A 15,432-nucleotide genomic window follows, 5' to 3' on the forward strand; every position below is an offset into this window, starting at 1 on the left:
TCGTCGTGGACACGGCCTCCCCGACCCTCACCTTGCCGCAGGTCTCCACGGCGCCGGCGACCGGCCCTTGGAACGCCCTGCCCTACGGGCTCTACCTGACCTCGAACGTCGTGAGCGTCCGCGTCGGAGTCCAGGACCTGCATGCGGGCCTGCTCGCGTCGACCACCCTGCCCCAGGGCCTGGTCGCGCAGTGGCATCTCGACGAGTCCTCCGGCAGCGTCGCGCTCGAGGCCTCGACGGACGCGCTCTCAGGGACGGTGGTCGGCGCCACCTGGACGGCAGGGAGGTACGGCAACGCCCTGTCCTTCAACGGGAGCAGCCACTTCGTCGAGGTTCCCTATCGCCCGGCGCTGAATCTTCAGGACGACTTCACGATCTCGGCATGGGTCAAGACGAGGACCTCGGGACTCAATCAGGTCATCGTCTCGGACTATGACGGAGGCAGCGGCGGCTACACGTTCAAGTACGAGGGGCCCGGAGACACGCTCAAGCTCTACGCCGGCGGGGCGGAGTCCGGCGTGGGGAGCGTAGGGGTCAACAACGGGGTCTGGCACCAGGTCGCCGTGACCCTGAGCGGCGGGCAGGCGCGCTTCTACACCGACGGCGTGTTCCGGGGTGCGGCCGCCCGCACCCCGGCGAACAGTTCCTCGCAGCGGACGACCATCGGCATGCGCGCCGACGGGGTGGAATACTTCGCGGGCAGCATCGACGAGGTGCGGCTCTACTCCGTCGCTCGATCGTCCATCGATGTCCTCAAGGACTATGAGAGCGACCTCCTGCGCGCCCGCTACAGCAGCGCCGCCTATCACGTCCTTTTCTCGACGGACGCGGGGCTCTCCTGGACCCCGCTTTCGACCGGGAGCGTCACGCTCGCGGGCGCCTACAACACCGACAAGACCCTTCGCACGCTTCAGGCCGACGGCATCCCGCTCATCTGCTCCACCGGACCGGAAGCCTCGACCAACCGCGTCGCCGTGGTGGCTTCCGACTACGCGGGCAACGTCTCCACGGCGGTCTACACCCTTCTCGTGGACACCAACCCGGCGCCCTCGCCGGGCAGCCCGGAGGACGGGGCCTATGTGAGCACGACGACGCCGGTCTTCACCTGGCGCCTGCCCTACACGGCGGCCGCGGCCATCCAGCTCTCCAAGGACACGGGCTTCAGCCAGGTCATCGCCGCCTCCAGCACGGCCAACGCCTACTACGTCTCGACGAACACCCTCGTCCATGGGACGACCTACTACTGGCGCGTGCGCCAGTTGCTGAGCACCAACAGCTGGTCGCCCGTCCGCTCCTTCGTCGTGGACGTCGGCTCGCCGTCCCTGGGAGTCCCGCAGGTCTCGACGGCTCCGGCCGCGAACGTCTGGTGGAACACGAACGTCTACCTGAGCTCGACGGTCGCGAGCATGCGCATCGACGTGCAGGACCCGCTCGCGGGCCTCATGGTCTCGACGGGCGTCCCCCAGGGTCTCGTCGCCCAATGGCATTTCGACGAGTCTTCGGGCGCCCTGACCCTCGACGCCTCCCCCTACGGACACGACGGGGCTCTGCTGAGCACGATGACGGCGAGCTGGACGGCGGGAAAGCGGGGCGCCGCGCTCACCTTCGACGGCGTCGGGCAATACGTCCTCGTCCAGGATTCCCCCGCCTTCGACCTCCTCGACTACACCCTCGAGGCCTGGGTGAAGCCGCCGCTCGCCTCGGCCAACGGACGCATCGTCAGCCAGCAGGACGGCCTCGGCAATTATTGGAGCCTCGCGACGCAGGGCAACCAGCTGCGCGTCTGCGACAGCTTCGAGACCTTCTGCGACCTCGCAGGACCCGCGCTCAACACCAACAGCTGGCACCATCTCGCGGCGACCCGCATGGATGGAGTCGGCTATGTCTACTACGTGGATGGCGTCGTCGTCGGAACGCGCACCGCCGTCGCCGCCGGCGCGGCTCACGCCATCGCCAACGCCGTCCAGATCGGTCGCTTCATGAACGGCACCGAGCACTTCACCGGAGCGATCGACGAAGTGCGGGTCTTCAGCGTCGCACGCTCCTCGGCCGAGGTCCTCGCCGACTATCAGGCCGACCAGCTCGCCGCCCACTCCAGCTCGGCCGCCTACCGCGTCGTCTACTCGACGAACGCCGGCCTCACCTGGGTCGCCGTCTCGACCGCGAACGCGAGCGTCGGCGGGGCCAACACCGACAAGACGCTGCGCACCCTTCGCGCCGACGGGATGCGCCTGGTCACCTCGACGGGCATCGGCGCCCCGACGAACCAGGTCGCGGTGACCTTCTCCGACTACGCCGGCAACGTCTCCACGGCGGCGTTCGTCGTCTACGTCGATACCTCGCTGCCGCCTCAGCACTTCGGCCCGATCACCGGCAGCTTCATGAGCACCTCGACCCCGGTCCTCGTCTGGTCCACCGCGACCACGGGCCGGAACATCCTGCAGGTCGCCTCGGACTCCGGCTTCTCCCAGCTCGTCGTGAGCTCGATCACGAGCAACCCGTTCTACGCCTCGACGGTGACCCTCCCCAACGGCGCGACCTTCTGGTGGCGCGTGCGCGACGCCTCCGGCTACAGCCCGGCCAACTGGTCGAACCCGTGGACCTTCGTGGTGGACCTCGACTCCCCCAGTCTTGCCTCGGCCATGGCCTCGACCGCCCCGGCCACCGGTCCCTGGTACCCGCTCCCCAGCGCCGTCTACCTCACCTCCGGCAGCGTGAGCGTGCGCATCAACGTCCAGGACCCCCTCTCCGGGCTCATGGCCTCCACCGGCATCCCCCAGGGTCTCGTCGCGCAGTGGCATCTCGCCGAATCTTCCGGAGCCCTCGTCCTCGACTCGTCGACGAACGCCTTCCATGGGACGCTCATCAACGGGCCGCAGTTCGGGCCCGGCCGCACCGGGAGCGCGCTCTACTTCAACGGCGTCAACCAGTGGGTCGAGGTCCCCGACGCGCCCGCTCTGCGCCCCGGCACCCAGTCCGGGTGGACCGTCGAGGCGTGGTTCAAGGCGAACGGCAATCAGACCGGCGCCGTCTTCTCCAAGCGCCAGGGCGCCGGGAACCTGCCGCAGTACGACCTGCTCGTCTGCGGCGACCTCAACTGCTCCGTCGCCGGACAGAACCTCGTGTTCTACGACTACGACACCGTGAACCCCCAGCGCCGGTTCCTCACACCCGAGAGCGGCTACGGCGACAACGGCTGGCACCATGCGGCGATCGTCCGCAGGAACACCGTGACGACCCTCTACATCGACGGTCTGCCCCGCTATATGAAGAACTCCGCGGGGATGCCGAACATCGACGGCACGGAGCCCTTGCGCATCGGCAACAACGCGAGCACCGCCCTCGCCCCCTTCAAAGGAGCCGTCGAGGAGGTCCGGGTCTTCAACGTGGCCCGCAGTTCGATCGACATCCTCGCCGACTTCCAGAGCGACCAGCTCGCCGCCGCGATGCGCTCGAAGGCCTACAGCGTCGTCTATTCGACGGACGGAGGCCTCACCTGGCTCCAGGCCTCGACCGGGACCCTGACGCTCTCCGGTTCCTTCAACACGGACAAGGCCCAGCGCACCCTGCAGGCCGACGGACTCAACCTGGTGACCTCGACGGGGATCGGCGCCGCGACGAACCTCGTCGCCTTCATGATGAGCGACTACGCCGGCAACGTCGCCACCACCGCCTACGCCGTCCTCGTCGACACCGGAGGAGCCCCCTCTCCCTTCATCCCGGCCAACGGCGCCTACGTCAGCACCACGATGCCCGTTCTGGAATGGTCGACGGCCGCCTACGGGACCTCGAACGTCCAGCTCGCGCTCGACGCGGGCTTCACCCAGGTCGTCGCCGACTCGACGACGGGCAACAACTTCTACGGCTCCACGGTCTCGTTGTCGCACGGCACGACCTACTTCTGGCGCGTGCGCAGCATGGCCGGCAGCGGCGCCCTCTGGTCCGGCGTCACGACCTTCGTCGTCGACGTCGCCTCGCCGATGATCTCCGGCGTCGTCGCCTCGACCGCCCCTGCGACGGGTCCCTGGGCGTCCCTGCCCAACTCGTCTCAGCTGAGCTCCAACACGGTCAGCGTGCGCTTCACGGTCCAGGACCCCCTGGCGGGCCTCATGGCGTCGACCGGGGTCCCCCAGGGTCTGCTGGGACAGTGGCACTTCGAAGAAGGCTCCCCTCTGCATCCTCTCGACTCCTCGACCAACGCCTTCCACGGCACGACGGTCGGAGGACCTTCCTATGCGCCGAGCCGCTACGGCCTCGGCACGGCCCTGCTCCTCGACGGCTCGGGTCAATACGCCGACTTCGCCAGCCCCGCGGGGATGAGCCTCGGCGCGGGCTCCTTCACCGCCGAGCTCTGGTTCCGCACCAGCGCCTCCGGCTCCAGCCGCGCGCTGCTCTCCAAGAGCGGTGGAGCGGGAACCCCCGGCTATCAGCTGCTGCTGACCTCCCTCGGCCGCGTCCAGGGTTCGATCTCGGACGGAACGAACACCTCGGGCGCCGTCGGAACGCGGACCGTCAACGACGGAGCGTGGCACCACGCGGCCCTGGTCCGCAGCTCGAACCGGCTCAGACTCTACGTCGACGGCGCGCCGGAAGGCGACGTCGCCGCGAATTCCGTCGCGTCCGTCGACTCGGCCGTGCCGCTCCAGCTCGGGGCGCAGAACGGCGGGCTCCTCTTCCCGGGCGCCGTCGACGAGGCGCGGCTGTGGTCCCTCGCGCTCTCCTCGCGGGAGGTCGCGCAGGAGTATCAGTCCGACTCCCTCGCCGCGCACGGCCGCGGCCGCGCCTACGCCGTCGTCTTCTCCACCACCGCCGGGAACTCCTGGAACTACCTCTCCACGACGAGCCTGACGCTGGCCGGCGGCTACAACACGGACAAGTCGGCCCGCATCCTGCAGGCGGACGGCCTCGTCCTCGCGCAGTCCACGGGCCCCGCGGCGACGACCAACCGGGTCGCGCTGATCGTCTCCGACTACGCCGGCAACGTCTCGACGGCCGCGTACACGGTCTTCATCGACACGACCTCGCCGCCCACCCCGCTCGAGCCCGTCGACGGCGCCTACGTGAGCACCTCGACGCCGGCGCTTCTGTGGTCGACGGCGACGACGGGCGCCCACCAGGCGCAGATCGCGCTCGACAGCGGCTTCCTACAGATCACGGCCGACTCGACGACCTTCAACAACGCCTGCGTCTCGACGACCGCGCTCGCGGGCGGGGCGACCTACTGGTGGCGCGTGCGCGCCGCCGGCGGCGCGCAGTGGGCGCCCGCGCGCACCTTCGTCGTCGACCTCGGCTCGCCGACCCTCTTTGGCGCGCAGATCACCACGAACTCGGCGACCGGACCCTGGAGCAACCTCCCGAGCCTCGTCTACATGTCGTCGAACATCGTGAGCATGCGCATCAGCGTGCAGGACCCGCTCGCCGGACTCATGGTCTCCACCGGGCTGCCGCAGGGTCTCGTCGGCCAGTGGCACCTCGACGAGTCCTCGGGGGCGACCGCCCTCGACGCCTCGACGCTCTCGCTGCACGGGACGATCTTCGGCGTCCCGCAGTCGGTCGCCGGCCGCCGCGGGCTGGGCCTCGCCCTCAACGGCTCCGGGCAGTACGTCGAGATGGGCGACCCGCGCCATCTGCGCTTCGGAGCCGGCCCTTTCACCCTGCAGGTCTGGGTGAAGACGACGAACACCAGCTTCACGCGGGCCCTGCTCTCGAAGACGGCCGGCTCCGGCACGCCGGGCTACGAGCTCCAGGTGACGGCGGCCGGCCGCGTACAGGCCTATCTCGGCGACGGCGGCAACAGCGTCACGCTCAACGGCAATGCGGTCATCAACGACGGCACCTGGCACCAGGTCTCCCTCGCACGCACATCGACGATGCTCCAGCTCTACGTCGACGGCCTGCTCGACCGCCAGCTCCCCGCCGACGCCGTCGGCTCCGGGGACTCGGCGGCGCTCTTCGACCTGGGCGCGGAAAGCGGCTCGAACTACTTCATCGGCTCCGTCGACGAGCTCCGCGCCTTCGACGTCGCCCGCTCCTCTCTCTCCCTGCTCGCGGACTACGAAGAGGACCAGCTCGCGGCCCACAACCGCACGAAGGCCTTCTCGGTCCTCTACTCGACGACGGGAGGCCAGACCTGGACCTACGTCTCCACCGCGAGCGTGACCGTCGCCGGAGCGACGAACACCGACAAGAGCCAGCGACTGCTGCAGGTGGACGGTCTCACCCTCGTCGGCTCCACCGCCCCCGGCGCGAGCACGAGCCGCGTGACCTTCGTCGTCAGCGACTACGCGGGCAATGTCGCCACGGCGAGCTACGTCGTCTTCATCGACAGCTCCGCGCCGCCGATGCCGCTCGCCCCGGACAACGGCGCCATCGTCGGGACGACGACGCCCACCCTGCTCTGGACGATGACGACCCCCGGCCAGGCCGGCATCCAGGTCGCCTCCGACGCCTCCTTCACGACGGTCCTCATCGACTCCACGACGATGAACCCCTACTTCTCTTCGACGACGACGCTGCCGGGCGGCGCGACCTACTACTGGCGCGTGCGGACCGCCAGCGCGATCAACCCCTCCAACTGGTCCGACTACCGCTCCTTCGTCGTCGACGCGGCGCAGCCGCTCTTCTCCGCCCCGCAGGTCAGCACCGCGCCGGCCACCGGCCCCTGGTTCTCCCTGCCGACCGCCGTCTACATGGCCTCGCATACCGTCTCGCTGCGCCTCACGGTGCAGGACACGCTCGCGGGCCTGATGGCCTCCACCGGCGTGCCGCAGGGCCTCGTCGGGCAGTGGCATCTCGACGAGTCCTCGGGAGCGATGACGCTCGACGCCTCGACGCTCTCCGCCCACGCCCTCCTCGTCAACGGCCCTTCCTGGACGGCCGGGCGCCGCGGCGGCGCGCTCGGCTTCGACTCGGCGGGCAGCCAGTATGCGGCCGTCCCCTACCGCCCGGAGCTCGACCTGCGCGGCGAATTCACGGTCTCGGCGTGGGTGCGCACCTCGATCCCCGCGGGCCTGCTGCCGATCGTCTCCGACTGGGATTCCGGCACCGCCGGCTACGCGCTCGCCTTCAACGCGGTGGGAAGCGGCGACATCTGCCTCAACACGAACGGCTCCTGGAAGTGCGTCGACGGGATCGGCGTCAACGACGGGTACTGGCACCACGTGGCGGTCGTCCAGAGCGCCGGCCAGGCGTCCTTCTATAAGGATGGCGCGCGCCTCGCGCTCTCCGCCTCCGCCGCGGCGAACACCTCGAGCCAGCCGACCTGGATCGGCCGGGCCGGCGCCAGCTACTACACGGGCTCCATCGACGAGGTCCGCCTCTATTCCGTCGCCCGCTCCTCTCTGCAGATCCTCACCGACTATGAGACCGACTCCCTCGCGGCGCACAACCGCGGTCGGGCGTACGCAGTCCTCTTCTCGACGACCGCGGGCCTGACCTGGAACTCCGTCTCGACGGCGAACTACTCCGTCGCCGGCGCCTACAACACCGACAAGAGCGCCCGCCAGCTCCAGGCCGACTCGATCGGGCTGGTCAACTCCACGGGCCCTCTGGCCCCGACCAACCTCATCTCCGTGCTCCTCAGCGACTACGCCGGCAACGTCACGACGGCGGTCTACACGGTCTACGTCGATACCGCCCTGCCGCCGGTGCCGGGCTTCCCCGCCGACGGCGCCTATGTCAGCACGACGACCCCCCTCCTCACGTGGTCGACGAGTACGGCCATCCCCTCCACCCTCCAGCTCGCGCAGGACGCGGGATGCACCCAGGTCATCGCGGACTCGACGACCGTGAACGCCTACTACGTCTCGACGAACACGCTCGCCAGCGGCGCCACCTACTGGTGGAGGGTCCGGTCGCAGATCAGCCCGAACTGGTCCGCCACGCGCTCGTTCGTCGTCGACGCCGCGCCTCCGGCCTTCTCCGGCCCGCAGGTCTCCACGAACTCCGCCACCGGACCCTGGACCTCGCTGCCCGCGGCGGTCTACATGTCCTCCAGCGTCGTCAGCCTGCGTCTCAACGTCCAGGACGCCCTGTCGGGGCTCATGGCCTCCACCGGCCTCCCCCAGGGCCTCGTCGCGCAGTGGCACCTCGACGAGTCCTCCGGCGGGGCCGTTCTCGACGCCTCCACGATCGCCGCCGACGGGACCCTCTTCGGCGCCCCCCAGTCCGCCGCGGGACGCCGAGGCGCGGCCCTCGCGCTCAACGGCTCGAGCCAGTACGCCGACTTCGGCGACCGCCCCGAGCACCGCTTCGGCGCCGGGCCCTTCTCCATCAGCTTCTGGCTGAAGACCACGCAGGCCGGTTCCCGCGGCATCCTCGCCAAGGACGACACCCTCAACCCCGGCTACCGCATCGGCCTCAACGCCGGGAAGCTGCAGGGCTACATCTACGACGGAGGCGCCAGCGTCGTCGCCAACGGAGCGCAGACCGTCAACGACGGCTCCTGGCACCACGTCGCCATGGTCCGCACCGCGGCCCAGCTCCAGCTCTTCGTCGACGGCATCCCCGACCGCGTCATCGGCTCCGCGTCCGTCGGCGGCACCGACTTCGCGACGCCGCTGCAGCTCGGCGCCTTCAACTCCCTCTTCCTCAACGGGACGATCGACGAAGTGCGCATGTTCAACGTCGCCCGCTCCTCGGTCGAGGTCCTCGCCGAGTACGAGGCCGACGGTCTCGCCGCCCACGAGCGCGGGAAGGCCTACGCCGTCGCCTATTCGACCAACGCCGGGCTCTCCTGGACCTGGGTCTCGACGGCGAGCCTGACTCTCGCCGGGGCCTACAACACCGACAAGGGCGCGCGCTCCCTGCTCGCCGACGGCATCGCGCTCGTGAGCTCGACGGGCGCCTACTCCGCGACGAACCAGGTCGCGCTGTTCGTCAGCGACTACGCCGGCAACGTCGCCTCCGCGGCCTACACGGTCTACGTCGACACCGCGGGGATGCCGGCGGCCTCCGCCCCGGCCGACGGCGCGTACGTCAGCACGACGACCCCGGCGCTCATCTGGTCCACCACGACGGCGGGCGGCTCGGCGATCCAGCTCGCCCAGGACGCGGCCTTCACCCAGGTCCTCGCCGACTCCGGGACCCTCAACGCCTTCTACGTCTCCACCAACACCCTCGTCAGCGGGACGACCTACTGGTGGCGCCTGCGCTCGAGCGCCGGCACGCAGTGGAGCGCCGCGCGGTCCTTCGTCGTGGACGCCGCCGCGCCCGGCATCAGCGTGCCGCAGGTCTCCACCAGCCCCGCCACCGGCCCGTGGAACGCCCTGCCGACGGCCGTCTACCTCTCATCGAACATCGTCTCCCTGCGCCTCAACGTCCAGGACACCCTGTCGGGCCTCATGGCCACCACCGGCGTGCCGCAGGGCCTCGTCGCGCAGTGGCACCTCGACGAGTCCTCCGGCGGGGCCGTCCTCGACGCCTCGACGATCGCCGCCGACGGGACCCTCTTCGGCGCTCCCCAGTTCGCCGCCGGACGCCGCGGCTCGGCCCTCGCCCTCAACGGCTCGAGCCAGTACGCCGACTTCGGCGACCGCCCCGAGCATCGCTTCGGCGCCGGGCCCTTCTCCATCAGCTTCTGGCTCAAGACGACCCAGGGCGGCTCCCGCGGCATCCTCGCCAAGGACAACACCCTCAACGCGGGCTACCGCGTCTCCCTGAACGCGGGCCGCATCCAGGGCTACATCTTCGACGGCGGCTCCAGCATCAACGTCAACGGCTCGCTGACCGTCAACGACGGCTCGTGGCACCACGTCGCCCTGGTCCGCACCGCGGCTCAGCTCCAGCTCTTCATCGACGGCGTCGCCGACCGCGTCATCGGCGCCGCCTCCGTCGGCAGCACCGATTTCGCGGCGCCGCTGCAGCTCGGAGCGTGGAACTCCCTCTTCCTCAACGGGGCGGTCGACGAGCTGCGCATGTTCAACGTCGCCCGCTCCTCGGTCGAGGTCCTCGCCGAATACCAGTCCGACGGGCTCGCCGCCCACGAGCGCGGCCGCGCCTACGCGGTCTCCTACACGACCAACGCGGGCCTCACCTGGACCTGGGTCTCCACGGCGAGCTTCTCACTCGCCGGCGCCTACAACACCGACAAGAGCGCGCGCGTCCTGCAGGCCGACGCCATCACGCTGGTGAGCTCGACGGGCGCCTACGCCGCGACGGACCAGATCGCTCTGTTCGTCAGCGACTACGCGGGCAACGTCTCCACGACCGTCTATACCGTCTACATCGATACGGCTCTGCCGCCCGTGCCCTCGGCCCCGGCCGACGGCGCCTATGTCAGCACGACGACCCCGGCCCTCCTCTGGTCCACGGCCACCGCCGGCGCCTCGGCGATCCAGCTCGCCCAGGATTCGGCCTTCTCCCTGGTCATCGCCGATTCGACGACCGCGAACGCCTACTACGTCTCCACCAACACCCTCGTCAGCGGCACGACCTACTGGTGGCGCCTGCGTTCGGGCAGCGGCGCGCAGTGGAGCGCCGTGCGCTCCTTCGTCGTCGACACCGCGCCTCCGGCCTTCTCGGGGCCGCAGGTCTCCACCAACTCCGCCACCGGGCCGTGGACGACCCTCCCCGCCGCCGTCTACATGTCCTCCAGCGTCGTCAGTCTCCGCCTCAACGTCCAGGACGCCCTGGCGGGACTCATGGCCTCCACCGGAGTGCCGCAGGGCCTCGTCGGGCAGTGGCATCTCGACGAGTCCTCCGGCGGCGCCCTCCTCGACGCTTCGGCGCTCGCCGCCGACGGGACCCTCTTCGGCGCTCCGCAGTTCGCCGCCGGCCGACGCGGCTCGGCCCTCGCGCTCAACGGCTCGAGCCAGTACGCCGACTTCGGCGACCGCCCCGAGCACCGCTTCGGCGCCGGACCCTTCTCCATCAGCTTCTGGCTCAAGACGACTCAGGGCGGCGCCCGCGCCGTCCTCGCCAAGGACGACGCCATCGACGCCGGCTACCGCCTCGGTGTCAACGCCGGCAAGCTGCAGGGCTCCATCTTCGACGGCGGCGCCAGCGTCAACGTCAACGGCTCCCTGACCGTCAACGACGGCTCCTGGCACCACGTCGCGATGGTCCGCACCGCGACCCAGCTCCAGCTCTTCGTCGACGGCGTCCTCGACCGCGTCATCGGCGCCGCCTCCGTCGGCAGCACCGACTTCGCGACGCCGCTTCAGCTCGGGACCTGGAACTCCCTCTTCTTCAACGGGACGGTCGACGAGCTTCGCATGTTCTCCGTCGCCCGCTCCTCCGTCGAGGTCCTCGCCGAGTACGAGACCGACCAGCTCGCCGCCCACGAGCGCGGGAAGGCCTATGCCGTGGCCTACTCGACGAACGCCGGCCTCTCCTGGACCTGGGTCTCGACGACGAGCCTGACCCTCCCCGGCGCCTACAACACCGACAAGAGCGTCCGGGTCCTGCAGGCCGACGGCATCCCGCTCGTGAGCTCGACGGGCGCCTACGCCGCGACGGACCAGGTCGCCCTGTTCGCCAGCGACTACGCCGGCAACGTCTCCACGACGGTCTACACGATCTACGTCGACACCGCTCTGCCGCCGGTCCCCTCGGCCCCCGCCGACGGCGCCTACGTCAGCACCACGACCCCGGCGCTCATCTGGTCGACGGCCGCCGCCGGAGCGTCCCAGCTCCAGCTCGCCCAGGACGCGGTCTTCTCCCTCGTCATCGCCGACTCCTCGACCTTGAACGCCTTCTACGTCTCCACCAACACCCTCGTCAGCGGAACGACCTACTGGTGGCGCCTGCGCTCGCCCGGCGGCACGCAGTGGAGCGCGTCCCGCTCCTTCGTCGTCGACACCGTCGCTCCCGGCTTCTCGAGCCCCCAGGTCTCCACCAGCCCCGCCACCGGCCCCTGGAACTCCCTGCCGACGGCCGTCTATCTTTCCTCGCACATCGTCTCCCTGCGCCTCAACGTCCAGGACGCCCTGGCCGGGCTCATGGCCTCCACCGGCGTGCCGCAGGGACTCGTCGGCCAATGGCACCTCGACGAATCCTCCGGCGCGGCCCTCCTCGACGCCTCCGCCCTCTCCCTGGACGCGACGCTCTTCGGCGCCCCCCAGTTCGCCGCCGGACGCCGCGGCTCGGCCCTCGCTCTCAACGGCTCGAGCCAGTACGCCGACTTCGGCAACCAGGCGGCGCACAACTTCGGCGCCGGGCCCTTCTCCGTCAGCTTCTGGCTCAAGACGACCCAGGGCGGAGCCCGCGGCATCCTCGCCAAAGACGACACGCTCAACGCCGGCTACCGCGTCTCGCTGAACTCCGGCCGCATCCAGGGCTACATCTACGACGGCGGCGCCAGCGTCGTCGTCAACGGCGCGCAGACCGTCAACGACGGTTCTTGGCACCACGTCGCCCTGGTCCGCACCGCGGCCCAGCTCCAGCTCTTCATCGACGGAGTCCTCGACCGCGTCATCGGCTCCGCGTCCGTCGGCAGCACCGACTTCGCGACGCCGCTGCAGCTCGGCACCTGGAACTCCCTCTACTTCAACGGAACGGTCGACGAGCTGCGCATGTTCTCCGTCGCCCGCTCCTCCGTCGAGGTCCTCGCCGAGTACGAGACCGACCAGCTCGCCGCCCACGAGCGCGGCCGCGCCTACGCCGTCGCCTACACCACCAACGCCGGACTCTCCTGGACGTACCTCTCGACGACGTCCTTCTCGGTGGCCGCCTCCTACAACACCGACAAGGGCGCGCGCGTCCTGCAGGCCGACGGCATCCCGCTCGCCACCTCCACGGGCCCCTACGCGGCGACGAGCAAGGTCGCGCTGTTCGTCAGCGACTACGCGGGCAACGTGTCCACCGCGGTCTACACGGTCTACATCGACACCGCGCTCCTGCCGGTCGCCTCGGCCCCGGCCGACGGCGCGTACCTCAGCACGACGACCCCGGCGCTCATCTGGTCCACCACGACGACGGGCGGCTCGACGATCCAGCTCGCGCAGGATTCGGCCTTCACCCAGGTCATCGCCGACTCCGGGACCCTCAACGCCTACTACGTCTCCACCAACACCCTCGTCAGCGGAACGACCTACTGGTGGCGCCTGCGTTCGGGCGGGAGCACGCAGTGGACCGCCTCCCGCTCCTTCGTCGTCGACGCCGTTCCTCCGGGCTTCTCGAGTCCTCAGGTCTCGACGAACTCCGCGACCGGCCCCTGGACGGCGCTGCCCGCCGCCGTCTACATGTCCTCGAACGTCGTCACCCTGCGCCTCAACGTCCAGGACACCCTGGCGGGCCTCATGGCCTCCACCGGCGTGCCGCAGGGGCTCGTCGGGCAGTGGCACCTCGACGAGTCCTCCGGCGGGGCTCTCCTCGACGCCTCCGCCCTCTCCCTGGACGCGACGCTCTTCGGCGCCCCCCAGTTCGCCGCCGGACGCCGGGGCTCGGCCCTCGCCCTCAACGGCTCGAGCCAGTACGCCGACTTCGGCAGCCAGGCCGCTCACAACTTCGGCGCCGGGCCCTTCTCCGTCAGCTTCTGGCTCAAGACGACCCAGGGCGGCACCCGCGGCATCCTCGCCAAGGACGACACCCTCAACGCGGGCTACCGCGTCGGCCTCAACGCCGGCAAGCTCCAGGGCTACATCTACGACGGGAGCGCCAGCGTCGCCGTCAACGGCGCGCAGACCGTCAACGACAACGGCTGGCACCATGTCGCCCTGGTCCGCACCGCGACCCAGCTCCAGCTCTTCGTCGACGGCGTCCTCGACAGGCAGAGCGCCTCCGCGGCGGTGGGCAGCACCGACTTCGCGACGCCGCTACGGCTCGGATCATGGAACTCTCTCTTCCTCAACGGGACGGTCGACGAGCTGCGCATGTTCTCCGTCGCCCGCTCCTCCGTCGAGGTCCTCGCCGAGTACGAGTCCGACGGGCTCGCCGCCCACGAGCGCGGCAAGGCCTATGCCGTCGCCTACTCGACGAACGCCGGCCTCTCGTGGACCTGGGTCTCGACGACCAGCCTCTCGCTCTCCGGCGCCTACAACACCGACAAGAGCGTGCGGGTCCTGCAGGCCGACGGCATCGCCCTGGTCTGCTCGACCGGGACGCTGGCCGAGACGAACAAGGTCGCGTTCACCGTCTCGGACTACGCGGGCAACGTCTCCACGACGGTCTATACGCTCTACGTCGACACCGCGCAGGCGCCCGTGCCCTCGTCTCCGGCCGACGGCGCCTACCTCAGCACGACGACTCCGGCGCTCATCTGGTCCACGGCCGCGGCCGGCGCTTCCGCCATCCAGCTCGCCCAGGATTCCGCCTTCTCCCTGGTCATCGCCGACTCCTCGACCCTGAACGCCTACTACGTCTCCACCAACACCCTCGTCAGCGGAACGACCTACTGGTGGCGCCTGCGCTCGGGCGGCAGCACGCAGTGGAGCGCGTCGCGCTCCTTCGTCGTCGACGCGGCGCCCCCGGCCTTCTCCGGTCCGCAGGTCTCGACGGACTCCGCCACCGGCCCCTGGACGAACCTGCCCACGGCCGTCTACATGTCCTCGCACGTCGTCAACCTGCGCCTCAACGTCCAGGACGTCCTGGCGGGGCTCATGGCCTCCACCGGCGTGCCGCAGGGGCTCGTCGGGCAGTGGCACCTCGACGAGTCCTCCGGCGGGGCCCTCCTCGACGCCTCCGCCCTCTCCCTGGATGCGACGCTCTTCGGCGCCCCCCAGTTCGCCGCCGGACGCCGCGCTTCGGCCCTCGCCCTCAACGGCTCGAGCCAGTACGCCGACTTCGGCGACCATGCCTCGCACAATTTCGGCGCAGGGCCCTTCACCGCGAGCTTCTGGCTTAAGACGACCCAGGGCGGTTCGCGCGGCATCCTCGCCAAGGATGACACCCTCAACGCGGGCTACCGCCTCGGCCTCAACGCCGGCAGGCTGCAGGGCTACATCTTCGACGGGAGCGCCAGCGTCACCGTCAACGGCGCGCGCGTCGTCAACGACAACGGCTGGCACCACGTGGCCCTGGTCCGCACCGCGACCCAGCTCCAGCTCTTCGTCGACGGCGTGCTCGACAAGCAGAGCGCCTCCGCGGCGGTCGGCAGCACCGACTTCGCGACGCCCCTGCTGCTCGGGACCTGGAACGCCCTCTTCCTCAGTGGGGCGGTCGACGAGCTCCGGATGTTCAACGTCGCCCGCTCCTCGGTCGAGGTCCTCGCCGAGTTCGAGTCCGACGGGCTCGCCGCCCACGAGCGCGGGAAGGCCTACGCCGTCTCCTACTCGACGAACGCCGGTCTCTCCTGGACCTGGGTCTCGACGACGAGCCTGTCCCTCTCCGGCTCCTTCAACACCGACAAGAGCGCGCGGGTCCTGCAGGCCGACGGCATCCCGCTCGTCAGTTCGACGGGCGCCTACGCGGCCACCGACCAGGTGGCGCTGTTCGTCAGCGACTACGCGGGCAACGTCTCCTCGACGGTCTATACGGTCTACGTCGACACCGCGC

The 15,432-nt window shown here is 70.2% G+C and carries 1 protein-coding gene (only partly in view); it reads left to right on the forward strand.

What is annotated here, in order from left to right; all coding sequences use genetic code 11:
* The coding region annotated (locus WC969_14395; GenBank protein MFA6031043.1) for a LamG-like jellyroll fold domain-containing protein crosses the window boundary (this coding region is incomplete at its 3' end): on the forward strand, positions 1 to 15,432 show 15,432 of its 53,695 nt. The annotated region extends 38,263 nt beyond the left edge of the window.

Source organism: Elusimicrobiota bacterium (assembly GCA_041660925.1).
Taxonomy (GTDB): Bacteria; Elusimicrobiota; Elusimicrobia; order UBA1565; family UBA1565; genus JBAZUV01.